General features: G+C 71.1%; 20 protein-coding genes and 1 tRNA gene. 9 read left to right on the plus strand and 12 right to left on the minus strand.

The annotated features are described in order from the left end of the window. Positions 1–40: 40 nt before the first annotated feature. Together ACIRF9_RS05780 and ACIRF9_RS05785 are read left to right on the plus strand one after the other, a co-directional pair. A tRNA-Leu gene (locus ACIRF9_RS05780) sits at positions 41–113 on the plus strand. 106 nt (positions 114–219) lie between these two features. Beyond that, a complete protein-coding gene (locus ACIRF9_RS05785; RefSeq protein ID WP_403816869.1) occupies positions 220–987 on the plus strand; it encodes a helix-turn-helix domain-containing protein in 768 nt (255 codons plus the stop codon). A 10-nt stretch (positions 988–997) separates the two neighbouring features. On the opposite strand, the gene pyk is transcribed toward ACIRF9_RS05785, so the two are convergent. Together pyk and ACIRF9_RS05795 are read right to left on the minus strand one after the other, a co-directional pair. Further along, complete coding sequence (gene pyk, locus ACIRF9_RS05790) at positions 998–2,434, minus strand: pyruvate kinase (RefSeq protein WP_403816871.1); 1,437 nt, start codon at positions 2,432–2,434, stop codon at positions 998–1,000. A gap of 172 nt (positions 2,435–2,606) precedes the next feature. After that, on the minus strand, positions 2,607–3,311 hold the full coding sequence (locus ACIRF9_RS05795; protein ID WP_403816873.1) for an SIMPL domain-containing protein: 705 nt from the start codon (positions 3,309–3,311) through the stop codon (positions 2,607–2,609). 163 nt (positions 3,312–3,474) lie between these two features. Between ACIRF9_RS05795 and ACIRF9_RS05800 the strand changes: the two genes are divergently transcribed. Continuing rightward, positions 3,475–5,289 (plus strand): bifunctional metallophosphatase/5'-nucleotidase, encoded by a 1,815-nt coding sequence (locus ACIRF9_RS05800; RefSeq protein ID WP_403816876.1) that lies wholly within the window; start codon positions 3,475–3,477, stop codon positions 5,287–5,289. 27 nt (positions 5,290–5,316) lie between these two features. Here the strand turns inward: ACIRF9_RS05800 and ACIRF9_RS05805 are convergent, their stop codons facing one another. From ACIRF9_RS05805 to ACIRF9_RS05820, 4 genes are all read right to left on the minus strand, one after another. Further along, positions 5,317–6,756: a lysine N(6)-hydroxylase/L-ornithine N(5)-oxygenase family protein gene (locus ACIRF9_RS05805; RefSeq protein ID WP_403816878.1), complete on the minus strand. Its 1,440-nt coding sequence runs from the start codon at positions 6,754–6,756 to the stop codon at positions 5,317–5,319. Beyond that, positions 6,753–8,111 (minus strand): pyridoxal phosphate-dependent decarboxylase family protein, encoded by a 1,359-nt coding sequence (locus tag ACIRF9_RS05810; protein WP_403816881.1) that lies wholly within the window; start codon positions 8,109–8,111, stop codon positions 6,753–6,755. The genes ACIRF9_RS05805 and ACIRF9_RS05810 overlap by 4 nt, the downstream gene beginning before the upstream one ends. 139 nt (positions 8,112–8,250) lie before the next feature. Next, a complete protein-coding gene (gene pepN, locus ACIRF9_RS05815) occupies positions 8,251–10,767 on the minus strand; it encodes an aminopeptidase N (RefSeq protein WP_403816884.1) in 2,517 nt (838 codons plus the stop codon). 107 nt (positions 10,768–10,874) lie between these two features. Next, positions 10,875–11,234, minus strand: coding sequence for a chorismate mutase (locus tag ACIRF9_RS05820; RefSeq protein ID WP_403816887.1), 360 nt, complete (start codon positions 11,232–11,234; stop codon positions 10,875–10,877). Positions 11,235–11,320: 86 nt separating this feature from the next. On the opposite strand from ACIRF9_RS05820, the gene ACIRF9_RS05825 reads away from it, so the two are divergent. Further along, positions 11,321–12,217, plus strand: a complete 897-nt coding sequence (locus ACIRF9_RS05825; protein ID WP_403816889.1) for a hypothetical protein — start codon at positions 11,321–11,323, stop codon at positions 12,215–12,217. Positions 12,218–12,306: 89 nt separating this feature from the next. Here ACIRF9_RS05825 and ACIRF9_RS05830 read toward each other — a convergent pair whose 3' ends face one another. Further along, positions 12,307–13,746: an MFS transporter gene (locus ACIRF9_RS05830; protein ID WP_403816892.1), complete on the minus strand. Its 1,440-nt coding sequence runs from the start codon at positions 13,744–13,746 to the stop codon at positions 12,307–12,309. Positions 13,747–13,870: 124 nt separating this feature from the next. Between ACIRF9_RS05830 and ACIRF9_RS05835 the strand changes: the two genes are divergently transcribed. Continuing rightward, entirely contained in the window at positions 13,871–14,332 is a 462-nt protein-coding gene (locus ACIRF9_RS05835; RefSeq protein WP_403816895.1) for a MarR family winged helix-turn-helix transcriptional regulator, read from the plus strand. Positions 14,333–14,335: 3 nt separating this feature from the next. Here ACIRF9_RS05835 and ACIRF9_RS05840 read toward each other — a convergent pair whose 3' ends face one another. Both ACIRF9_RS05840 and ACIRF9_RS05845 read right to left on the minus strand, forming a co-directional pair. Further along, positions 14,336–15,241 carry an SDR family oxidoreductase gene (locus ACIRF9_RS05840; protein ID WP_403816898.1) on the minus strand — a complete coding sequence of 302 codons (906 nt, stop codon included), beginning with the start codon at positions 15,239–15,241 and terminating at the stop codon, positions 14,336–14,338. Position 15,242: 1 nt separating this feature from the next. Further along, positions 15,243–15,983 (minus strand): SDR family oxidoreductase, encoded by a 741-nt coding sequence (locus ACIRF9_RS05845; RefSeq protein ID WP_403816901.1) that lies wholly within the window; start codon positions 15,981–15,983, stop codon positions 15,243–15,245. 54 nt (positions 15,984–16,037) lie between these two features. Between ACIRF9_RS05845 and ACIRF9_RS05850 the strand changes: the two genes are divergently transcribed. Genes ACIRF9_RS05850 through ACIRF9_RS05865 form a run of 4 tightly spaced genes read left to right on the plus strand, consistent with a single transcriptional unit; the run spans position 16,038 to position 19,419 of the window. Then, entirely contained in the window at positions 16,038–16,799 is a 762-nt protein-coding gene (locus ACIRF9_RS05850; RefSeq protein WP_403816904.1) for an enoyl-CoA hydratase family protein, read from the plus strand. After that, complete coding sequence (locus ACIRF9_RS05855) at positions 16,800–17,654, plus strand: CoA transferase subunit A (protein WP_403816906.1); 855 nt, start codon at positions 16,800–16,802, stop codon at positions 17,652–17,654. It abuts the gene before it with no gap. Further along, complete coding sequence (locus ACIRF9_RS05860; RefSeq protein ID WP_403816909.1) at positions 17,651–18,370, plus strand: CoA-transferase subunit beta; 720 nt, start codon at positions 17,651–17,653, stop codon at positions 18,368–18,370. The genes ACIRF9_RS05855 and ACIRF9_RS05860 overlap by 4 nt, the downstream gene beginning before the upstream one ends. Beyond that, positions 18,370–19,419, plus strand: a complete 1,050-nt coding sequence (locus ACIRF9_RS05865) for an NAD(P)H-dependent flavin oxidoreductase (RefSeq protein WP_403816912.1) — start codon at positions 18,370–18,372, stop codon at positions 19,417–19,419. Before ACIRF9_RS05860 ends, ACIRF9_RS05865 begins: the two co-directional genes overlap by 1 nt. Before the next feature lie 167 nt (positions 19,420–19,586). On the opposite strand, the gene ACIRF9_RS05870 is transcribed toward ACIRF9_RS05865, so the two are convergent. The 3 genes from ACIRF9_RS05870 to ACIRF9_RS05880 are packed head-to-tail and all read right to left on the minus strand — an operon-like array spanning position 19,587 to position 22,197. Then, positions 19,587–20,744 (minus strand): acetyl-CoA C-acetyltransferase, encoded by a 1,158-nt coding sequence (locus ACIRF9_RS05870; RefSeq protein ID WP_403816915.1) that lies wholly within the window; start codon positions 20,742–20,744, stop codon positions 19,587–19,589. 16 nt (positions 20,745–20,760) lie between these two features. Further along, on the minus strand, positions 20,761–21,393 hold the full coding sequence (locus tag ACIRF9_RS05875; RefSeq protein ID WP_403816918.1) for a TetR/AcrR family transcriptional regulator: 633 nt from the start codon (positions 21,391–21,393) through the stop codon (positions 20,761–20,763). Positions 21,394–21,408: 15 nt separating this feature from the next. Continuing rightward, positions 21,409–22,197, minus strand: a complete 789-nt coding sequence (locus ACIRF9_RS05880) for an SDR family oxidoreductase (protein ID WP_403816921.1) — start codon at positions 22,195–22,197, stop codon at positions 21,409–21,411. Positions 22,198–22,202 lie beyond the last annotated feature (5 nt).

Raw genomic sequence — 22,202 nt, forward strand, 5'->3', positions numbered from 1 at the left:
GGTGACACAGCGGGTGACCGCTGACCTTCGTTTCGAAGGGGCCCCGGTAGCCCAGCGGTAGAGGCCATGGATTCAAAACCCATACAGCGTCGGTTCGAATCCGACTCGGGGCACTTTTCCTTGGTTCCCAAGGTCAGTAAAGAAAAGCGGATGTTCCCATTCTCGTGAACATCCGCTTTTTGCTGCGTGTCGTAGCGATCACTCTCACAGAGTGCTCATATGTACGACGTCAGCACACGCAAGCAGGCACTCGCGCTCGTTGCACAAGGCCGCAGTTTGAACTCAGTAAGCCGGGAGACTGGCATTTCCCGGTCGTCGATCAGCCGGTGGCTATACCGGCTCGAACCGCTTGAGCGAACCCCTCCCTGCTTCCGATGCCGGGAGGCTCCAGGAGACCCTGAAGACGCCGTCGCGTACGCCTATCTCCTGGGTCTTTACCTCGGCGACGGCTACATCATCTCCAAGCCGAGGCAGCACTACTTGATGGTCACCTGCACCGCCTCGTGGCCCGGCCTGATCGACGCCGCCGAAGAAGCGATGCGCAAGGTTCTGCCCTTCCCCAGCATCACCCGCCTCCAACGCACAGGCTGCGTCGACGTTAAGTCGTTTACCAAGCACTGGACTTGTGTGTTCCCCCAACACGGACCTGGCAGGAAGCACGAGCGTCGGATCGTCCTCGAAGGCTGGCAGCAAGCCATCGTCGACGCTTACCCCTGGGAATTCATCCGCGGCCTCATCCACTCCGACGGTTGCCGCATCACCAACTGGACGACCCGGATGGTCGCCGGCGAACGCAAGCGCTACGAATACCCCCGCTACTTCTTCACCAACGTCTCCGACGACATCAGACAGCTCTACACCGACACCCTCGACAACCTGGGCGTCGAGTGGACGCGCTGCACCCGCAACGGGAATCCGTACAACATCTCCGTCGCCAAGAAAGCCTCCGTCGCCCTCCTCGACGCCCACGTAGGCCCCAAGCACTGACCCCGATGGCCTACTTGGGGCTGTCGTCCTCCCCCACGTGGTGGACGCGGACCATGTTGGTTCCGCCGGAGACGCCCGGGGGTGAGCCGGCTGTGATGACCACGATGTCGCCCTTCTGGCAGCGGCCGTACCGGAGCAGCAGCTCGTCGACCTGGTCGACCATCGCGTCCGTGGAGGCGGCGCCCGGGACGAGGAACGTCTCCGCGCCCCAGGTCAGGCTGAGCTGGGAGCGGGTCGCCTGTTCCGGGGTGAAGGCGAGGAGGGGGATCGGGGAGCGGTAGCGGGAGAGGCGGCGGGCGGTGTCGCCGCTCTGGGTGAAGGCGACGAGGAACTTCGCGCCGAGGAAGTCGCCGATCTCCGCGGCCGCGCGGGCGACCGCGCCGCCCTGGGTGCGGGGTTTGTTCTGTTCCGTCAGGGGTGGGAGGCCCTTGGCGAGGATGTCCTCCTCGGCCGCTTCCACGATCTTCGCCATGGTGCGGACCGTCTGGACGGGGTACTTGCCGACGCTGGTCTCGCCCGACAGCATGACCGCGTCGGTGCCGTCGATGATCGCGTTGGCCACGTCGGAGGCCTCCGCGCGGGTCGGGCGGGAGTGTTCGATCATGGAGTCCAGCATCTGGGTGGCGACGATCACCGGCTTGGCGTTGCGCTTCGCCAGCTTGATCGCTCGCTTCTGGACGATCGGGACCTGTTCGAGGGGCATCTCGACGCCCAGGTCGCCCCGGGCGACCATGATCCCGTCGAAGGCCGCGACGATGTCCTCGATGGCCTCCACCGCCTGGGGTTTTTCCACCTTCGCGATGACCGGGAGGCGGCGCCCTTCCTCGTCCATGATCCGGTGGACGTCGACGATGTCCCGTCCGCTTCTCACGAAGGACAGGGCGATGACGTCGAAGCCCGTGCGGAGCGCCCAGCGCAGGTCTTCCTCGTCCTTCTTCGAGAGGGCAGGCACCGAGACGGCGACGCCCGGGAGGTTCAGGCCCTTGTGGTCGGAGATGACGCCGCCTTCCACCACGCGGGTGTGGACGCGTGGGCCGTCGATCTCCGTGACCTCGAGGCAGACCTTGCCGTCGTCGACGAGGATGCGTTCCCCGGTACTCACGTCCTGCGCGAGGCCCGCGTAGGTCGTCCCGCAGCGTGTGCCGTCGCCTGCGACGCCTTCCTCCACGGTGATCGTGAAGGTGTCGCCGCGTTCAAGGAGTACCGGTCCTTCCGTGAAGTGGCCGAGGCGGATCTTCGGGCCTTGAAGGTCGGCGAGGATGCCGACGCTGCGGCCTGTCTCGTCGGAGGCCTTGCGGACGCGGTGGTAGCGCTCCTCGTGTTCGGCGTGGGTGCCGTGGCTGAGGTTGAAGCGGGCGAGGTCCATTCCGGCGTCGACCAGGTCTTTGAGCTGGTCGTAGGAGTCGGTGGCGGGGCCCAGGGTGCAGACGATTTTTGCTCGGCGCATGTTTCGAGCCTATGTCTTACCGGGCGGTAGCGAATTGGGAGGACGTGACTGCTCAACAACTGTTGGGTGAAGGGGAGTTGACAAGTGTTGAATTGTGCGGGGTGCCGCTCTGATGAGCGCATCGTTGTCTCGTCTTCATATCCCGTCCTCCGCATTCCCCGTAAGCGTGAATTCACAGGGTCGGCGGAACCATCGTGAATTGCGCGCTCACCTCCGCCCGTACTCGCATCCGCTGCGGTTCCAGGTCCAGCGGCTCGGGCGTCGGCTCGATCTCCTGCGCGGCCGCCGACATTCGGCGCGTCCGGCGGCCGAAGTCGGACCGTGGGCGGCCGAGCGCCGAGCCGGTTCCGGTGTCGGCGAGTTCGATCAGCGCGCCGACGGTCGTGCCCAGTGCCTCGGCGTACTCCTTCGCCCGCTGTACGGCGTCCCGTACCGCCTGCCGGCGGGCGCGGCGGTACACGGGTGATTCGGGGCGCAGGGTCCACGAGGGGCCGTCGACTCTGGTCAGGTCCAGGTCGGCGAGGCGGGTGGTGAGTTCGCCGAGTGCGGTGAAGTCGGTCAGTTCGGCGGTGAGGTGGACGCGGCCGTGGTAGGCGCGGACGCGTTCGCTGCGGCCGTGTGGTTCGAGTTCGGGGGTGAGGGACATCGCTCCTGTCGAGAGGTCCTCGACCGCGTCGCCGTAGGACTTGATCAGTTCGACGGCGGTGGTGTTGCGGCGGGTGAGGTCGTCGAGGGTGGTGCGGCGGTCCTTGCCGCGGGCGGTGACGGTGATGCCGATGCGGGCGAGGTCGGGGTCGGCTTCGAGTTCGGCCTCGCCGCGTACTGCGAGGAGGGGGGTGTCGGGTGTGCCGTACGGCGGATTCTGCGGTGCGGTCATACGCCCCACCTTGTCACGCCTTTCCCTTTTCCGGAGCCGGAGTTGACCGGGCTGGTCACCAGATCGAAACCTCCCGGACCTGTTGCCGTCCGTCATGGACGGGTCAGAATCTACGCGCGTTTGTCTACGCGCGTTGTTGACCATCCCCCGAGGAGCTCGAGACATGCCGTTGAACCGCCGGAAGTTTCTGAAGAAGTCCGCCGTGACCGGGGCGGGGGTGGCGATCGCGGGCGCGGCTGCGGCTCCGGCGGCGCAGGCGGCGGAGGCCACGGGGGCGAAGAAGCCCGTGAAGCAGCCGAAGCGGTACGCGCTGACGGTGATGGGGACGACGGACCTGCATGGTCATGTCTTCAACTGGGACTACTTCAAGAACGCGGAGTACACGGACAAGGCGGGCAACGCTCAGGGGCTGGCGCGGATCTCGACGCTGGTCAACCAGCTCCGTGCGGAGCGGGGGCGGGAGAACACGCTGCTGCTGGACGCGGGCGACACGATCCAGGGCACTCCGCTGACGTACTACTACGCGAAGGTGGACCCGATCACCGCGAAGGGTGGTCCGGTGCACCCGATGGCGCAGGCGATGAACGCGATCGGGTACGACGCGGCGGCGCTGGGCAACCACGAGTTCAACTACGGCATCGAGACGCTGCGGAAGTTCGAGTCGCAGTTGCGGTTCCCGCTGCTGGGTGCGAACGCGGTGGACGCGAAGACGCTGAAGCCGGCGTTCCCGCCCTACGTCATCAAGACGTTCTGTGTGAAGGGCGCGCCGCCGGTGAAGGTCGCGGTCCTGGGTCTGACGAACCCGGGTATCGCGATCTGGGACAAGGCCTATGTGCAGGGCAAGCTGGCGTTCCCGGGGCTGGAGGAGCAGGCGGCGAAGTGGGTGCCGAAGCTGAAGTCGCTGGGTGCGGATGTCGTCGTGGTCTCGGCGCACTCGGGTTCCTCCGGCACGTCGTCGTACGGTGACCAGTTGCCGTACGTCGAGAACGCGGCGGCGAACGTGGCCAGGCAGGTCGCGGACATCGACGCGATCCTGGTCGGTCACGCGCATGTGGAGATCCCGGAGCTGAAGGTCGTCAACGACAAGACGGGCAGGACCGTCGTGCTGTCGGAGCCGCTGGCGTATGCGGAGCGGTTGTCCGTGTTCGACATCTCGCTGGTGTTCGAGAAGGGCCGGTGGACGGTCGAGTCCGTCTCGTCCAAGGTGCTGAACTCCAACACCGTGGCCGACGACCCGAAGATCACCAAGCTGCTGACGGACGAGCACGCGAAGGTGGTGGAGTACGTCAACCAGGTGGTCGGTACGGCGACGGAGACGCTGACGACGGTCGAGGCGCGGTACAAGGACGCTCCGATCATCGACCTGATCACGAGGGTCCAGGAGGATGTCGTCAAGGCGGCGCTGGCGGGGACGTCGTACGCGTCGCTGCCGGTGATCTCGCAGGCGTCGCCGTTCTCCCGGACGTCGGAGATCCCGGCCGGCAATGTGACGATCCGGGATCTGTCGAGCCTGTACGTGTACGACAACACGCTGGTGGCGAAGCTGCTGACGGGTGCGCAGATCAAGGCGTACCTGGAGTACTCGGCGGAGTACTTCGTGCAGACGGCGCCGGATGCCGTGGTGGACGTCGAGAAGCTGACGAACGCGAACAGCCGGCCGGACTACAACTACGACTATGTGTCGGGGCTGTCGTACGAGATCGACATCGCGCAGGCGGCGGGTTCGCGGATCAGGAATCTGACGTACAACGGTGCGGCGCTGGACGACGCCCAGCAGTTCGTGTTCGCGGTGAACAACTACCGGGCGAACGGCGGCGGTGCGTTCCCGCACGTGGCTTCCGCCACCGAGGTGTGGTCGGAGTCGACGGAGATCCGGACGCGGATCGCGGAGTGGGTGACCGCGAAGGGTGTGCTGGACCCGAAGGACTTCGCGTCGGTGGACTGGAAGCTCACGCGGGCTGGTACGCCGGTGTTCTAGTCGTGGTGCCGGTCTGAGGTGGCGGCCTCAGATTCCGTCCCTGAGTGGTGTCAGTGTTCTCGGCTGGCGTGCGGGCGGGATCTGGGGCTGTCGTTGTTCCAGGCCGAAGGTGGTGAAGGCGGTGCGGGTGGGGAGGGGGTAGTTGTCCTTGCCGGTGAGGGTGTTGAGGATGGTGGCGCTGCGCCAGGCGGCGAGGCCGAGGTCGGGGGCGCCCACGCCGTGGGTGTGGCGTTCGGCGTTCTGTACGTAGACGTTGCAGCCGGCGTCGGTGACGGAGGGGTCGAGGACGAGGCGGAAGTGGGTGTCGATGCGGGGGCGTTCGCTGTTGTCGCGGCGCATGTAGGGGTCGAGGCCGGCGAGGATGCGGTCGAGGGGGCGTTCGTGGTGGCCGGTGGCGAGGACGACGGCGTCGGTGGTGAGGCGGGAGCGGGTGTTCTGCTGGGTGTGTTCGAGGTGTAGTTCGATTTTGGTGGTGGAGATGCGGCCTGCGGTGCGGACGTGGACGCCGGGGGTGAGGACGGTGTCGGGCCAGCCGCCGTGGAGGGTGCGGTGGTAGAGCTCGTCGTGGATGGCGGCGAGGGTGCCGGCGTCGATGCCCTTGTGGAGTTGCCATTGTGCGGCGGCGAGTCGGTCGCGGACGGGTTCGGCGAGGGCGTGGAAGTAGCGGGTGTAGTCGGGGGTGAAGTGTTCGAGGCCGAGCTTGGAGTACTCCATGGGGGCGAAGGCTTCGGTGCGGCCGATCCAGTGGAGTTGTTCGCGGCCTGCGGGGCGGTGGCGGAGGAGGTCGAGGAAGACCTCGGCTCCGGACTGTCCTGATCCGACGACGGTGACGTGGCCGGCCGCGAGGAGGGTGTCGCGGTGGGCGAGGTAGTCGTCGGCGTGCAGGACGGGGACGCCGGGGGCGTCGACGAGGGGGCGCAGGGGGTCGGGGATGTGGGGTTCGGTGCCGATGCCGAGGACGACGTTCTTGGTGTAGGTGCGCCCGAGGGCTTCGGCTTCTCCGTCGGTGTCGAGCTGGGTGAAGTCGACTTCGAAGACGTCGCGTTCGGGGTTCCAGCGGACGGCGTCGACCTGGTGGCGGAAGTGGAGTCCGGGGAGGTGGTCGGCGACCCAGCGGCAGTAGGTGTCGTATTCGGCGCGCTGGGTGTGGAAGCGCTCGGCGAAGTAGAAGGGGTAGAGGCGGTGGTGGGTTTTGAGGTAGTTGAGGAAGGTCCAGGGGCTGGTGGGGTCGGCGAGGGTGGTGAGGTCGGCGAGGAAGGGGACCTGGACGCGGGCGCCGTCGATGAGGAGGCCGGGGTGCCAGTCGAAGCGGGGGCGTTGTTCGTAGAAGACGGTGTCGAGTTCGGCGAGGGGGTGGGCGAGGGCGGCGAGGGAGAGGTTGCTGGGGCCGATGCCGATGCCGACGAGGTCGCGGGGGGTGTCGTGGTCGGGGTGTGGGGGTGTGTCGGCGGGTGGGGGCGTGTTCATGCGGGGGTCGTTCCTTCCACCAGGTTCAGGAGGGCGGCCAGGTCGTGGGGGTGGGTGTGGGGGTTGAGGAGGGTGGTCTTGAGCCAGAGCCGGCCGTCGAGGCGGGCGCGGCCGAGGACGGCGTGGCCGTCGGTGAGGAGGCGGCGGCGTATCGCGGCGACGGTGTCGTCGGTGGCGCCGGTGGGGCGGAAGAGGACGGTGCTGATGGTGGGTGGGGCGTGGAGTTCGAGGCCGGGTCGGGTGCGGACGAGGGCGGCGAACTCCTGGGCGTGGTCGCAGACCTGGTCGACGAGGGTGCCGAGGCCGTGGCGGCCGAGGGTTTTGAGGGTGACGGCGATCTTGAGGACGTCGGGTCGGCGGGTGGTGCGCAGGGAGCGGCCGAGGAGGTCGGGGAGGCCGGCTTCGGTGTCGTCGTCGGCGTTGAGGTAGTCGGCGTGTTGGTGGAGGGCGGTGAGGTCGGCGGGGTCGCGGACGGTGAGGAGGCCGGCGGCGACGGGTTGCCAGCCGAGTTTGTGCAGGTCGAGGGTGACGGTGTGGGCGGCGTCGAGGCCGGTCAGCTTGGGGCGTTGCCGGTCGCTGAACAGCAGTCCGCCTCCGTAGGCGGCGTCGATGTGCAGGCGGGCGCCGTGGGCGTGGCAGAGGGCGGCGATGTCGGGGAGGGGGTCGATGAGTCCGGCGTCGGTGGTGCCCGCGGTGGCGGCCACGAGGTGGGGGCCGGGGAGGGTGGTGAGGGCGTCGTCGAGGGTGGTGGGGTCGAGGAGGCCGGTGGGGGCGGGGAGGACGACGGGTTCGGGCAGGCCGAGGAGCCAGGCGGCGCGGGTCAGAGAGTGGTGGGCGCCTGCGCCGCAGAGGAGGCGGAGGGTGGGGCCGTGGGTCTCGCGGGCGAGGAGGAGGGCGAGTTGGTTGGCTTCGGTGCCGCCGGTGGTGACGAGGGCGTCGGTGTGGCCTGCGAGCCGGGCCAGTGCGGTGGTGACCAGTGTCTCCAGTTCGGAGGCGGCCGGGGCCTGGTCCCAGGAGTCCATCGAGGGGTTGAGGGCACTGACGGCGAGGTCGGCGGCGGTGGCGACGGCGAGGGGTGGGCAGTGCAGGTGGGCGGCGCATCGGGGGTGCGCGGGGTCGGCGGCGCCTTCGGCAAGGGCGCGGACGAGGGCGGGCAGGGCGTGCGGGTCGCCGTGTTCGGGGAGTACGTCGCCGACGGCGGCCCTGAGGCGGGCGGCGACCGTTTCCGGTCCGCCGGCCGGGAGGGGGCCGCCGCGTGCCTGTGCGCCCGCGTCCAGCGCGTCGAGGACGGCGGTGAGCAACGGCCGTAGGGCGCCCGTGCCTTCGGGGCCTGAGGCGAGCGGCGGGGTGCTCATGGGACTCCTCCTGCGGGGCGCGGGAGTCCCAGTTTGTCGAGGACTGTGGGGACACGCCCTGGAGCAGGGGGAATTGGACCCGAAAGTGGGACCGGGGGCGGGTGCGGCGGCTGGGGCTGCCGCACCCGGGCAGGCTGATTTACGCCTCCCGTACCTTCAAGGCGCGCCGCAGGTCGTCGAGTTGGTCGGTCAGCTTGCGTCGCAGTGACGGGATCGGGTCGGCGTCGCGCAGGCAGGTCTCGCCGAGGTGGAGGGCTTCGGGGTCGATGGCGTGGGCGGGGAAGGCCCAGTGGCCGGCGGCGTCGGCGATGGCGGGGCCGCGGCGGGCGGCGACGGCGACGGCGTCCTCGTAGAAGCGGGGGACGTACGCGCGGACCAGGTCGGCCTGTTCGGGCTGCCAGAAGCCCTGGGCGGTGGCGGTGAAGAGGTAGTTGGAGAGGTCGTCGGAGGCGAACATCGCCGCCCAGGCCGTCGCCTTGGCCTCGGGGTCGGGCAGGGCGGCGCGGCAGCGGGCGGCGCCCTCCTGGCCGGTGGCGGAGGGGTCGCGTTCCAGTTCGGCGGCGATGGCGGCCTCGTCGGTGGCGCCGAGGACGGCGAGCCGGGCGAGGACGCGCCAGCGCAGGTCGGGGTCGAGTTCGGGTCCGCCGGGGACGATGCCGTCGGCGAGCCAGGCAGCGATGGTGTCGGGGTGGGCGGCGACGTTGATGAAGTGGCGTACTGCGATCAGGCGCAGGCCGGGGTGGTCGCCGTCCTCGGTGCGGCGGATGAGGTCGCGGCACAGGGAGGTGAGGGTGGCGAGGGCGGCGGGGCGTTCCCCGGCGGCGATGTAGCGGTTGGCCACGTGGGCGGAGGCGAAGGCGAGGACGCCCTGGACGAGGGCGAGGTCGGTCTCGTGCGGGAGGTGGGCGCGGGCGGCGTCCAGGTAGGCGGCGGGGGCGAGTTCGCCGTCGCGGACGGCGTCGCGCAGGGCGTTCCAGACGACGGCCCGGGTGAGCGGGTCGGGCAGGCCGCGGAGGCTGGAGACGACGCCCTGGAAGGATCGGGGGTCGAAGCGGACCTTGGCGTAGGTGAGGTCGCGGTCGTTGAGGAGGAGCAGGGTGGGGCGCTTACCGAGGGGCAGGGGTTCGTTCTGGGGGATGTCGAGGTGGAGGCGTTCGCGCAGGACGAGGTGGCCGCCGTCGTCGGCGGGGTCCTGGTCGTAGACGCCGACGGCGATGCGGTGGGGGCGGCTGCCGGTGCGTTCGACGGTGAGGTGGTGGTCGCCGTTGTCGCCGGTGACGACGGGGGTGAGGGTGTCGACGCCGGTGGTGCGCAGCCAGGCGTCGGCCCAGGCGTGGACGTCGCGTTCGGTGGTGGTGGCGAGGGAGTCGATGAAGTCGGCGAGGGCGGCGTTGCCGAACTTGTGCCGGGCGAAGTGGGTGTTGATGCCGGCGAGGAAGTCCTTCTCGCCGAGCCAGGTGACGAGCTGGCGCAGTGCGGAGGCGCCCTTGGCGTAGGAGATGCCGTCGAAGTTGAGGAGTGCGGAGGCGGTGTCGGGGACGGCTTCGGGGGCGACGGGGTGGGTGGAGGGGCGCTGGTCGGCGTCGTAGCCCCAGGCCTTGCGGACGACGCCGAAGTCGGTCCAGGTGTCGGTGCCCCTCCATCTGGGGGGTTCCCCCCCAGACCCCCCGGGGTGGACTTCGTTGAGGGTCTGGTAGCCCATGTACTCGGCGAAGGACTCGTTGAGCCAGATGTCGTCCCACCAGCGCAGGGTGACGAGGTCGCCGAACCACATGTGGGCCATCTCGTGGGCGATGACCATGGCGCGGGTCTGGCGTTCGGTGTCGGTGACGGCGGAGCGGTAGACGAACTCGTCGCGGAAGGTGACGAGTCCGGGGTTCTCCATGGCGCCGGCGTTGAACTCGGGGACGAACGCCTGGTCGTAGGAGTCGAAGGGGTAGGGCTCCTCGAACTTCTCGTGGTAGCGGTCGAAGCACGCGCGCGTGATGTCGAGGAGTTCGTCGGCGTCGGCGTCGAGGTGGGGGGCGAGGGAGCGGCGGCAGTGGATGCCGAAGGGCAGGCCGCGGTGTTCGGTGCGTACGGAGTGCCAGGGGCCGGCGGCGACGGCGACGAGGTAGGTGGAGATGAGGGGGGTGGGGGCGGCCTGCCAGCGGCCCTCGCCGAGGTGTTCGGTGATGCCGTTGGCGAGGACGGTCCAGGTTTCGGGGGCCTGGACGGTGAGTTCGAAGACGGCCTTGAGGTCGGGCTGGTCGAAGGCGGCGAAGACGCGCTGGACGTCGTCCATGAACAGCTGGGTGTAGAGGTACGTTTCGCCGTCGCTGGGGTCGGTGAACCGGTGCATGCCCTCGCCGGTGCGGGAGTAGCGCATCGTGGCGTCGACGCGCAGTTCGTGTTCTCCCGCGGCGAGGTTCTTCAGGGCGAGCCGGTTCTCGTCCAGGTTCTCGGCGTCGATCGGCTGTCCGTCGAGGGTGACGGAGCGCAGCTCTGCGGGCTTGATCTCGACGAAGGTGTCCCCATCGGCGCGCGCGGTGAACCTGATGGCGGTGCGCGAGCCGAAGGTCTCGTCGCCGCCGGTCAGGTCGAGCTCGATGGTGTAGCGGTGGACGTCGAGGAGCTGGGCACGGCTTAGCGCTTCGTCGCGCGTCAGTACGGACATGAACGACATGCTGCCTGATACCGCAGGCCGGGCACAGGGGCGGATCGGTACGCGCCGTTTGTCCCTTCTCGCGCCGGGGTCGCCTGACCGGTGCCCGGGGAGCGGGCTCAGCTCACGCTGGGTGCCGATTCCTGGACGGCGTCCTCGGCGATGCGCTCGTGGTGGCGGATCACCTCGGCGATGATGAAGTTGAGGAACTTCTCGGCGAAGGCGGGGTCGAGCTTGGCGTTCTCGGCGAGGCTGCGCAGGCGTTCGATCTGGCGGGCCTCGCGGGCCGGGTCGGCGGCCGGGAGCTGGTGGCGGGCCTTGAGGTGGCCGACCTGCTGGGTGGCCTTGAAGCGTTCGGCGAGCATGTGGACGACGGCGGCGTCGATGTTGTCGATGCTGTCGCGCAGCCGGTCGAGCTCGGCGCGGACGGCCGGGTCGACGTCGCCGGGGCCGGTTGTGGGGGTGTTGCGGGTGGTCATGGGCGATCACCCTAGGGCATGCCCTCTTCGGCGGATGTGCTGCCCGTACAGTGGAATCGGGTGCACGGCGTCTTGGGGGTGCGGGCGTGGCCAACGGCGGACCGGTCGAGCACGGTTATCCGCATCTGGAGACGGTGCGGGCGGCCGTCACGGCGCTGTACCGGCGGTTGACGTACGACACGGTCCACCAGTTCGCCACCAGTGTGGCCCCGGTGGACGTGGCGTTCTGCGACACGGACGATCTGCATCTGGGGGCGCAGCGGGTGGCGCGGGAGCTGGTGCGGCACTACCGGCTGCCGGACGCCCGGATGATCGTCGCGTTCCGGGAGATGGAGCATGCGGCGAATGTGGAGCTGGCGGCGGGCCCGGAGTACTTCGTCGAGCTGAACGACCGTTTCCGGACGCATCGGAGGGACATCGGCGCGGCGCTGGCGCACGAGATCATGCATGTCTATCTGCACCGTCTGGACCTGTCGTTCCGGGGGACGCGGGACAACGAGATCCTGACGGACACGGCGACGACGTATCTGGGGGCGGGCTGGCTGCTGCTGGACGCCTACCGGGAGGACGGGGCCTCCTCGCAGAAGCTGGGGTATCTGACGCCGGAGGAGTTCGGGTACGTGCTGGCGAAGCGGTCGCTGGTGTTCGGCGAGGATCCGTCGACGTGGTTCACCAGTGCGCAGGCGTACTCGGCTTATGTGGAGGGCCGGGAGCTGGCCCTGCGGGACGGGCGGCAGCCTCCGCTGACGGCGGCGGGCTGGGCGGGGCGGCGCCGGTACGCGCGTGACCGTCGGCATGCCCAGGACCATCGGCCGGTGGCGGTGGTCCCGGGCTCCGTGTACTCCTTCGCCCCCGATCCGCGGGGTCCGCTGCGGGTGACGTTTCCGTGTCCGACCTGCCATCAGCGGATCAGGGTGCCGGTGAAGGGGCGGGTGCGGGCGAGGTGCGGGTTGTGCCGGACGGTTCTGGAGTGCGACACCTGAGTCACGGCCGTGGGACCGTCACTGGCGCGGCCGTGGGACCGTCTCAGGCGCGGCCGTAGGACGGTCCCAGGCGCGGCCGTGGGCCGCCGTCACAGGTCGGCCCCCGCGAGGGCCGTGCGCGGAAGCAGCGCGCACAGGCCCGCGCACACCACGAGTCCCCCGGTGACCCAGGGCATGGCCGTCCCCAGCGCCTCGGTGAGTCCCTGGTCGGCGTGGCCGAAGAACACCGTGCCGACGACCGCCGCGCCGAGCGCGCCGCCGAACTGCTGGGCGGTGGAGAAGATGCCGGAGGCGCCGCCGGCGAGGTCGGTGGGTACGGCGGACAGGACGACGTTGACCAGGGGCACCACGAGGAGGCCGAGGCCGGCGCCGGCGACGACCAGGCCGGGTGCCAGCGGCCAGGCGCCGGTGTGGGTGTCGGCGGCGTCACCGATCGCGGCCCACACCCAGGCGTAGCCGCCGGCCATGAGCAGCGCTCCGGTGCCGAGGACGAGCCGTCCGTAGCGCACGGCGAGGCGGTCGGCGGCCGGTGCGGTGAGGAAGCCGCCGACGGAGAAGGCGACGGTGAGCAGGCCGGCCTGCATCGGTGTGTAGCCCTCGCCGGCCTGCAGCCAGACGGCGAAGACGAGGAAGAAGCCCTGGAGGGCGACGGAGAAGAGGAGCTGGACCAGGACGCCGACGGAGAACGCCGGGAGCCGGAAGGCGCGGGCCGGGAGCAGGGGGACGGTCGTGGTGCCGTGTCGCCGTGCCTCGAGCAGGCCGAGGCCGGTGACGGCGAGCAGGCCGGCGGCCAGGCAGATCCAGCCCCACAGGGGCCAGCCGTTCTCCCGTCCCTGGACGAGGGGCAGCACGATGGCGACCAGGCCGCCGGCCAGGACGAGGCTGCCGAGGGCGTCGGGGCGGCCCGCGGAGCGTTCCCGGGTGGCGGGTACCAGGATCGCTCCGGCAACGAGGGTGACGAGGGCGACCGGCACGTTCACCAGGAACACCGAGCGCCAGCCCCAGCCGAACAGGTCGGCGTCCGTGAGCACCCCGCCGAGCAGCAGCCCGATCGCCGAGGCGAACCCGGCGACGGCGCCGTACAGGCCGAAGGCGGCGCCGCGCTCGCGGCCCTGGAAGAGGGTGCGGAGGGATCCGATGACCTGGGGGACGAGGACGGCGGCCAGGACGCCCTGGACGGCGCGTGCGGCGATCAGCTGTGCGGGTGTCTGGGCGATCCCGCAGGCGAGGCCGGCCAGTCCGAAGCCGGCGGTGCCGGTGAGGAAGAGGGTGCGGCGGCCGAGGCGGTCTCCGAGGTGGCCGGAGACGATCAGGGCGGCCGCGAAGCCGAGCAGATAGGCGGAGACCGTCCACTGCAGGTCGCTCGCGGAGGCGTGCAGGTCGCGGCCGATGGAGGGGATCGCGACGTTGACGATGGTGACGTCGATGAGGTCCATCAGCGCCGCGACCATCATGACGACGGCGGCGGCCCAGCGGCGCGGGTACGGCTGCGTCGGGACGGGCGGGGGCGCGGTGAGGGGCGTGGCCATGGGGATCGGATCTCCGTTCGAATTTCAGATTTATTTCGTTCGGCCTAACGAAAGACTTGCACCGGGACGCCTGCCGCCGCAAGTACTTAGTTCGCCCGAACGAAATATTTGTTAGCCTGATCCCATGACCGACGAACGACGCGCCGCCGCCCTCGACCGCCTCATGACCGTGGGCCGGCAGCACAGCGCGGTCACGGTGATGTTCCACTCGGCGATCGCGGCGAAGCAGGGGCTGAACGCCACGGAGGAGAAGACCCTCGACTTCCTCCAGCGCAAGGGGCCGCTCACCGCGAAGGACCTGGCGGAGCTGACCGGCCTCGCCCCGGCCTCGGTGACCGGCATGCTCGACCGCCTGGAGGCCAAGGGGTTCGTCCGCCGGGTGAAGCACCCCACGGACAAGCGGCGCGTCCTCGTCGAGCTGAACGAGTCGAAGATCGCCGAACTCGCGGTGTTCTTCGAGGACTGGGCCCGCGACATCGTCGCCGCGTGCGAGGGGTTCAGCACGCAGGAGCTGGAGAGCGTGAACCGCTTCCTCGAAGTCATGACCGAGGCGCAGCGCAAGGCCACCGCCCGCCTGACGGAGTGACCCCTAGGCCCCGTACACGGCCCCCGGCGGCTCGGCCTCGGCCAGCAGCTTCTGTACGGTCTCCCCCGCCTCCGCCGGGTTCCAGCGCGCGCCCCTGTCGGCGGTGGGGCCGGGGCGCCAGCCCTCCATGACGGTGATCCGTCCGGCCTCGGCCTCGAAGACGCGGCCGGTGACGCCCGTACTCGCGGCGGAGCCCAGCCAGACGACGAGCGGGGAGACGTTCTCGGGGGCCATGGCGTCGAAGCCGGACTCGGGGGCCGCCATGGTCTCGGCGAACGTCCGCTCCGTCATCCGGGTGCGGGCGGCGGGCGCGATCGCGTTGACCTGGACGCCGTAGCGGGCGAGTTCGGCGGCCGCCACCAGCGTCAGGGCGACGATCCCGGCCTTCGCGGCGCTGTAGTTGCCCTGCCCGACCGAGCCCAGCAGCCCCGCCCCGCTGCTGGTGTTGACGATCCGGGCGGCGGGTGTGCGGCCGGCCTTGGCCTCGGCGCGCCAGTGCGCGGCGGCGTGCCTCAACGGCAGGAAGTGACCCTTGAGGTGGACGCGCACGACGGCGTCCCAGTCGTCCTCGTCCAGGTTGACCAGCATGCGGTCGCGCAGGAAGCCCGCGTTGTTGACGAGGGTGTCGAGCCGGCCGTACGCCTCCAGGGCGGTGCTGATCAGGGAGGCGGCGCCCTCGGGCGTGGCGATGTCGCCGCCGTGGGCGAGGGCCTCGCCGCCCGCCGCGCGGATCTCGTCCACGACCCGCCCGGCCGGGCCGTCGGCGTCGGGCCTGCCGTCCAGGCCCACACCGAGGTCGTTGACCACGACCCGGGCGCCCTCCGCCGCGAAGGCGAGCGCGTGGGCCCGTCCGAGCCCGCGTCCGGCGCCGGTGACGACGACGACCCGCCCGTCGCAGATTCCGCTCATCTCACGTCTCCTTGTTGGCAGTTGCGGCGTCGAGGAAGGCGGGCCGCTCCCCTCCCCCGTGCACGGTCAGGCTCGCCCCGCTGATGTAGGCGGCCGCGTCGGAGGCGAGGAAGACGGCCGCCGCGCCCACGTCGGAGGGGAGGGCGAGGCGGCCCAGCGGGACCGTGCGGGCGACGGCCTCGACGCCCTCCTCGCCGCCGTAGTGGAGGTGGGCCAGTTCGGTGCGGACCATGCCGACGACCAGGGTGTTCACGCGTACGTCCGGCGCCCACTCCACGGCCATCGAGCGGGCGAGGTTCTCCAGGCCCGCCTTGGCCGCGCCGTACGCCGCGGATCCGGGCGAGGGGCGGCTGCCGCTGACGCTGCCGATCATCACGATCGAACCCTTGGCGCGCCGGAGGTGGGCGTGGGCGGCGAGGGACACGGTCAGGGGCGCGAGGAGGTTGAGCTCGATCACGCGCGCGTGGCGTTCGGCGTCGGTGTCCGTGAGCAGGCGGTAGGGGGCGCCGCCCGCGTTGTTGACGAGGACGTCGAGACGGGGCAGCCCGGCGAAGAACCGCCGTACGGCGTCGGCGTCGCGTACGTCCAGCGGCACGAACCCGGTCTTCGGGACCGGGACGTCCGGTGGGCGGCGGGCGCAGGCGAGCACCTCGGCGCCCGCCTCGGCGAAGGCCCGCGCGATTCCGGCGCCGACGCCCCGGGTGCCGCCGGTGACGACGACGACCTTCCCGTCCAGCTCCATTCGCTGCTACCTTTCACCTAACAAACGTTTGGTGGAAAGGTAGCTGATGCTTCCATGGGTGTCTCCACCTCGTCCCCGGAAAAAGGGATTTCCGTCGTCGCGGTCGACTTCCCGCCGGTCAACGCGCTGCCGGTGACGGGCTGGTTCGCGCTGGCCGACGCCGTGCGCGCGGCCGGCCGGGACGCGGGGACGCGGTGCGTGGTGCTGGCCGCCGAGGGGCGCGGGTTCAACGCCGGCGTGGACATCAAGGAGCTGCAGACGCGCGGGCCGAGCGCGCTGGTCGGCGCCAACCGCGGCTGCTTCGAGGCCTTCGCGGCGGTGTACGAGTGCGAGGTGCCGGTGGTGGCGGCGGTGCACGGCTTCTGCCTGGGCGGCGGCGTCGGTCTGGCGGGAAACGCGGATGTGGTCGTGGCGAGCGAGGACGCCGTCTTCGGACTGCCCGAGCTGGACCGCGGCGCCCTGGGCGCGGCCACCCATCTGGCCCGGCTGGTCCCCCCGCACCTGATGCGCGCCCTGTACTTCACCTCGCGCACGGTCACCGCGGCCGAGCTGGAGGCGCACGGCTCGGTGTGGCGGGTGGTGCCCCGGGACGGTCTGCGGGCGGCGGCGCTGGAGCTGGCGCGGGAGATCGCCGCGAAGGACGGGGAGCTGCTGCGGCTGGCCAAGGCCGCTCTCAACGGCATCGACCCGGTCGACGTGCGCCGCAGCTACCGCTTCGAGCAGGGCTTCACCTTCGAGGCGAGCGTCAGCGGGGTGGCCGACCGGGTGCGGGACACGTTCGGGAAGTCCGGGCCGGAAGGGAAGGAGGGGGCGTAGATGAGCGACAAGACGATGACCGCCGACGAGGTCGTCTCCCGTCTGCGGAGCGGCATGACCCTCGGTATCGGCGGCTGGGGCTCGCGCCGCAAGCCGATGGCGCTGGTGCGGGCGCTGCTGCGGTCCGACGTCACCGATCTCACGGTCGTCTCGTGCGGCGGCCCGGACGTCGGGATGCTGGCCGCCGCCGGGCGGATCCGCCGGCTGGTCGCGGCGTTCGTCTCGCTGGACTCGATCCCGCTCGAACCGCACTACCGGGCGGCGCGCGAGCGGGGCGCGTTCGAGCTGACGGAGGTCGACGAGGCGATGTTCCTGACCGGGCTGCGGGCGGCCGCGCACCGGCTGCCGTTCCTGCCGGTGCGCGCCGGGCTCGGTTCGGACGTCATGCGGGTCAACCCGGGCCTGCGGACGGTGACCTCGCCGTACGACGACGGGGAGACGTTCGTCGCGATGCCCGCCCTGCGGCTGGACGCGGCGCTGGTACACGTCAACCGGGCCGACCGGCGGGGCAACGGGCGGTATCTGGGCCCGGATCCCTACTTCGACGACCTCTTCTGCGAGGCGGCGGACACGGCGTACGTCTCGTGCGAACGGATCGTCGACACCGCGGAGCTGACGAAGGAGGCACCGCCGCAGTCGCTGCTGATCGCACGGCACACGGTGACGGGTGTCGTGGAGGCCCCCAACGGGGCGCACTTCACGTCCTGCGCGCCGGACTACGGGCGGGACGAGGCGTTCCAGAAGCGGTACGCGAGCACGCCGTGGGAGGAGTTCGCGGCCCGCTTCCTCGACGGGGACGAGCAGGCGTACCAGTCGGCGGTCTCAGCGGTCCCGGCGGCCGGGGAGGAGTCATGACCGGGGCCACCCGTGCCGAGTACTGCGTGGTCGCCTGCGCCGAGGCCTGGCGGGGCGCGGGCGAGATCCTGGCGAGTCCGATGGGGCTGATCCCGTCGATCGGGGCGCGGCTCGCCCGGCGGACCTTCGCGCCCGATCTGCTGCTGACCGACGGCGAGGCGCTGCTCGTGGACGCGGACGGCACCGTGGAGGGCTGGCTGCCCTACCGGCGTCATCTGGCGCTGGCCGCGGGCGGGCGGCGGCACGTGATGATGGGCGCGAGCCAGATCGACCGGTACGGCAACCAGAACATCGCGTGCATCGGCGACTGGGCGAAGCCGAGGCGGCAGTTGCTCGGGGTGCGCGGGGCGCCCGTGAACACCCTCAACCACCCGACGAGTTACTGGATCCCGAAGCACTCCCGGCGGGTCTTCGTGGAGCGGGTCGACATGGTGTGCGGGGTGGGCTACGACCGTGCGGACGGCGCCCGCTACCACCGTCTGGCGCGGGTCGTCACGGACCTCGGCGTGCTCGACTTCGCCACGCCCGACCGTTCGATGCGGCTGGCCTCGCTGCATCCGGGGGTGACCGTGGAGCGGGTGCGGGAGGCGACGGGGTTCGCGCTGGAGGTCCCGGAGCGGGTGCCGGTCACGCGCGAGCCGACGGCGGGGGAGCTGCGGCTGATCCGTGAGGAGCTCGATCCGGGCAACGCACGCGCGCGTGAGGTCGCGCAGTGATGCGGACCGCGCTCACCCGGCTGACCGGGGTCCGGTACCCGGTCGTGCAGACCGGGATGGGGTGGGTGGCGGGCCCGCGTCTGGTGTCGGCGGTGGCGAACGCGGGGGCGCTGGGCATCCTGGGCTCGGCGACGATGACCGTCGACGGGCTGCGGGAGGCGGTGCGCGAGGTCAGGTCCCGTACGGACGCGCCGTTCGGGGTCAATCTCCGGGCGGACGCGGGGGACGCCGGCGACCGGGTGCGGATCATCGTCGAGGAGGGGGTGCGGGTCGCGTCGTTCGCGCTCGCGCCCTCCCGGGAGCTGATCGCCGAGCTGAAGGAGGCCGGGGTCGTCGTGATCCCCTCCGTCGGCGCCCGCCGGCACGCCGAGAAGGTCGCGGCGTGGGGTGCGGACGCGGTGGTCGTCCAGGGCGGGGAGGGCGGCGGGCACACCGGTGAGGTGGCGTCGACGGTGCTGCTGCCGCAGGTGGTGGACGCCGTGGACATCCCGGTGGTGGCGGCCGGGGGCTTCTTCGACGGACGGGGTCTGGTCGCGGCGCTGGCCTACGGCGCGGCGGGGGTCGCGATGGGCACGCGGTTCCTGCTGACGTCGGACTCGACGGTGCCGGACGCGGTGAAGGCGCGCTATCTGACGGCGACGGTCCGGGACGTCACCGTGACCCGGGCGGTGGACGGGCTGCCGCACCGCATGCTGCGGACCGACCTGGTGGCGGCCCTGGAGGGCGCCGGCCGCGCGAGGGCACTGCTGCACGCGATCCGCCGGGCGGCCGGCTTCCGCAGGCTGTCCGGGCTGACCTGGCGGCAACTGGTCCGCGACGGGCTCGCCATGAAACACGGCAAGCAGCTGTCCTGGAGCCAGGTCCTGCTGGCCGCCAACACGCCGATGCTGCTGAAGTCGGCGATGGTGGACGGCCGTACGGACCTCGGGGTGATGGCCTCCGGGCAGGTCGCCGGGGTGATCGACGACCTGCCGTCGTGCGCGGAACTACTGGAGCGGATCATGAAGGAGGCGAACGAGGTCCGGGAGAGACTCACAACCTCTCGATGATCGTCACGTTCGCCTGTCCACCGCCCTCGCACATCGGCACCAACCCCGACGGCCCCCTCGCACTGTGCGGCCCCAGGGGGCCGCACAGGCTTCGGGAGCCTGCGTCGGACTCCGTCCGCCGGAGCGGTCGCCGGGGGCTCGGTGTCCCCGGCCCTCGCGCGCCCTCGTCAGAGTCGTTCGATGATCGTCACGTTCGCCTGTCCCCCGCCCTCGCACATGGTCTGCAGCCCGAACCGGCCCCCGGTGCGCTCCAGTTCGTGCAGGAGGGTGGTCATCAGTTTGGCGCCGGTGGCGCCGAGGGGGTGGCCGAGGGCGATCGCGCCGCCGTTGACGTTGACCTTGGCGGGGTCGGCGCCCGTCTCCTTGAGCCAGGCGAGGACGACGGGGGCGAAGGCCTCGTTGATCTCGACGAGGTCCATGTCGTCGATGGTGAGGCCGGTCTTCTTCAGGGCGTGGGCGGTGGCCGGGATCGGCGCCGTCAGCATGCGGATGGGGTCCTCGCCGCGCACGGAGAGGTGGTGCACGCGCGCGCGGGGCGTCAGTCCGTGCTCGCGCACCGCACGCTCGGAGGCGAGCAGCACGGCGGCCGCCCCGTCGGAGACCTGCGAGGAGCAGGCCGCGGTGACGGTCCCGCCCGGCAGGACGGGCTTGAGGCCGGCCATCTTCTCCAGGGAGGTGTCCCGGCGCGGCCCCTCGTCCGCCACGACCTCGCCGTAGGCGACGGTCTCCCGCTCGAAGCGCCCCTCGTCGATCGCCCGCACCGCCCGCCGGTGGGAGCGCAGCGCGAACTCCTCCTGGTCCTGCCGGCTGATGCCCCACTTGGCGGCGATCATCTCGGCGCCCGCGAACTGGTTGACGGGCCGGTCGCCGTAGCGGGCGCGCCAGCCCTCGCTGCCCGCGAAGGGACCCTGGGTGAAGCCGAGCGGCTCGGCGGCCTGCCGGGTGGCGAAGGCGATGGGGATCTGCGACATGTTCTGCACCCCGCCGGCCACGACCAGGTCCTGGGTGCCGGACAGCACGGCCTGCGCGGCGAAGTGCACGGCCTGCTGCGAGGACCCGCACTGGCGGTCCACGGTCACGCCCGGCACCTCCTCCGGCAGCCCGGCGGCCAGCCAGCAGGTGCGCGCGATGTCGCCGGCCTGCGGCCCGACCGCGTCCAGGCAGCCGAAGACGACGTCCTCCACGGCCGCCGGGTCGATGCCCGGGCGCGCGACGAGTTCCTTCAGCACGTGCGCGCCGAGGTCCGCCGGATGGACCCCGGCGAGCCCTCCCCCGCGCCGCCCCACGGGCGTGCGGACCGCTTCGACGATGTAGGCCTCGGCCATGGCGACTCCCCTTGAATTACGTGCGTACGGCGATCCCGTCCAGCACCATCGACAGGTACTGCCGGGCGATCTCCTCCGGACTGTGCTGTCCGCCGGGCCGGTACCAGGAGGCGGCGACCCAGACGGTGTCGCGGACGAACCGGTAGGTGAGGCGGACGTCGAGATCCGCGCGGAAGACCCGGGCGGCGACTCCGCGCTCCAGCGTGGACAGCCACGCCTTCTCGAACCGGCGCTGCGACTCGGCGAGGAACGCGAACCGTTCCTGTGCGACGAGCTGCCGGCTCTCCTTCTGGTAGATCGCGACGGCGGCGCGGTGCCGGTCGATCTCCCGGAACGACTCGGTGACGAGGGCCTCGAGGGTCTCGCGGGGACCGAGGCCGGCGGCGAGGACGGTGTCGTACCCGTCCCACAGCTCGTCGAGGAAGGTGCGCAGGATCTCCTCCAGCATCGACTCCTTGGAGTCGAAGTGGTAGTAGAGGCTGCCCGCGAGCATGCCCGCGTGGTCGGCGATCTTGCGGACGGTGGTGGCGTTGTAGCCCTGCTCGGCGAAGACCTCGGCGGCGGTGTCGAGGAGTTCACCGCGGCGGTCTCGGGCGGCGGCCGCGGCCGGCTCTGCGGCGGTCACCTGGGGCTTCTTCTTGGTCGGCACGGGCCCATTGTCGTCCTAGGCGTGCTGGCTGCTGACGGAGACGACTTCTCCGGTCAGGTACGAGGAGTAGCCCGAGGCGAGGAACACGATCACGTTGGCCACCTCCCAGGGCTCGGCGTACCGTCCGAAGGCCTCGCGCGCGGTCAGTTCCTCCAGCAGTTCGGGGGTGGTGACCTTCGCCAGGTGCGGATGCATGGCGAGGCTCGGCGAGACGGCGTTGACCCGCACGCCGTACGCGGCCGCCTCGATCGCCGCGCACCGGGTCAGGGCCATCACCCCCGCCTTGGCGGCGGCGTAGTGGGCCTGGCCCGCCTGGGCCCGCCAGCCCACGACGGAGGCGTTGTTGACGATGACGCCCCCGCCGGAGTCGCGCATCAGCCGCAGGGCCGCCCGGGTGCAGCGGAAGGTGCCACCCAGGGTCACGTCCAGCACCCGGACCCACTGCTCGTCGGTCATGTCCACGAGGTCCGCGGTCCCGCCGAGTCCCGCGTTGTTGACGACGACGTCCAGCCGTCCGTGCGCGCGCACGGCCGTGTCGAACAGCGCCGCCACCTGGGTCTCGTCGGTGACGTCACAGGGCAGCGCGGCGACCGAGGCCGCGCCGAACTCCCCGGCCAGCTCCGCCTCGTACTCCTTGAGCCGGCGCAGGTGCGCGTCGCTGATCAGGACCCGCGCGCCCTCCTCCAGGAAGCGGCGCGCGGTCGCCCCGCCGATGCCCGCGCCGGCGGCCGCCGTGATGACGGCGGTGCGTCCCGCCAGCAGCCCGTGTCCGGGCACGTACGCCGGACTCTCGACGTCTGTCATGGGGC

The sequence above is a fragment of the Streptomyces sp. NPDC096132 genome, assembly GCF_044763345.1.
Lineage (GTDB): Bacteria > Actinomycetota > Actinomycetes > Streptomycetales > Streptomycetaceae > Streptomyces.

What these genes read in the sequence shown, in the direction of transcription:
- ACIRF9_RS05785 (WP_403816869.1), top strand. Translation starts at nt 220, where the DNA reads ATGTACGACGTCAGCACACGCAAGCAGGCACTCGCGCTCGTTGCACAA.
- pyk (WP_403816871.1), bottom strand. Translation starts at nt 2,434, where the DNA reads ATGCGCCGAGCAAAAATCGTCTGCACCCTGGGCCCCGCCACCGACTCC.
- ACIRF9_RS05795 (WP_403816873.1), bottom strand. Translation starts at nt 3,311, where the DNA reads ATGACCGCACCGCAGAATCCGCCGTACGGCACACCCGACACCCCCCTC.
- ACIRF9_RS05800 (WP_403816876.1), top strand. Translation starts at nt 3,475, where the DNA reads ATGCCGTTGAACCGCCGGAAGTTTCTGAAGAAGTCCGCCGTGACCGGG.
- ACIRF9_RS05805 (WP_403816878.1), bottom strand. Translation starts at nt 6,756, where the DNA reads ATGAACACGCCCCCACCCGCCGACACACCCCCACACCCCGACCACGAC.
- ACIRF9_RS05810 (WP_403816881.1), bottom strand. Translation starts at nt 8,111, where the DNA reads ATGAGCACCCCGCCGCTCGCCTCAGGCCCCGAAGGCACGGGCGCCCTA.
- pepN (WP_403816884.1), bottom strand. Translation starts at nt 10,767, where the DNA reads ATGTCCGTACTGACGCGCGACGAAGCGCTAAGCCGTGCCCAGCTCCTC.
- ACIRF9_RS05820 (WP_403816887.1), bottom strand. Translation starts at nt 11,234, where the DNA reads ATGACCACCCGCAACACCCCCACAACCGGCCCCGGCGACGTCGACCCG.
- ACIRF9_RS05830 (WP_403816892.1), bottom strand. Translation starts at nt 13,746, where the DNA reads ATGGCCACGCCCCTCACCGCGCCCCCGCCCGTCCCGACGCAGCCGTAC.
- ACIRF9_RS05835 (WP_403816895.1), top strand. Translation starts at nt 13,871, where the DNA reads ATGACCGACGAACGACGCGCCGCCGCCCTCGACCGCCTCATGACCGTG.
- ACIRF9_RS05840 (WP_403816898.1), bottom strand. Translation starts at nt 15,241, where the DNA reads ATGAGCGGAATCTGCGACGGGCGGGTCGTCGTCGTCACCGGCGCCGGA.
- ACIRF9_RS05845 (WP_403816901.1), bottom strand. Translation starts at nt 15,983, where the DNA reads ATGGAGCTGGACGGGAAGGTCGTCGTCGTCACCGGCGGCACCCGGGGC.
- ACIRF9_RS05850 (WP_403816904.1), top strand. Translation starts at nt 16,038, where the DNA reads ATGGGTGTCTCCACCTCGTCCCCGGAAAAAGGGATTTCCGTCGTCGCG.
- ACIRF9_RS05855 (WP_403816906.1), top strand. Translation starts at nt 16,800, where the DNA reads ATGAGCGACAAGACGATGACCGCCGACGAGGTCGTCTCCCGTCTGCGG.
- ACIRF9_RS05860 (WP_403816909.1), top strand. Translation starts at nt 17,651, where the DNA reads ATGACCGGGGCCACCCGTGCCGAGTACTGCGTGGTCGCCTGCGCCGAG.
- ACIRF9_RS05865 (WP_403816912.1), top strand. Translation starts at nt 18,370, where the DNA reads ATGCGGACCGCGCTCACCCGGCTGACCGGGGTCCGGTACCCGGTCGTG.
- ACIRF9_RS05870 (WP_403816915.1), bottom strand. Translation starts at nt 20,744, where the DNA reads ATGGCCGAGGCCTACATCGTCGAAGCGGTCCGCACGCCCGTGGGGCGG.
- ACIRF9_RS05880 (WP_403816921.1), bottom strand. Translation starts at nt 22,197, where the DNA reads ATGACAGACGTCGAGAGTCCGGCGTACGTGCCCGGACACGGGCTGCTG.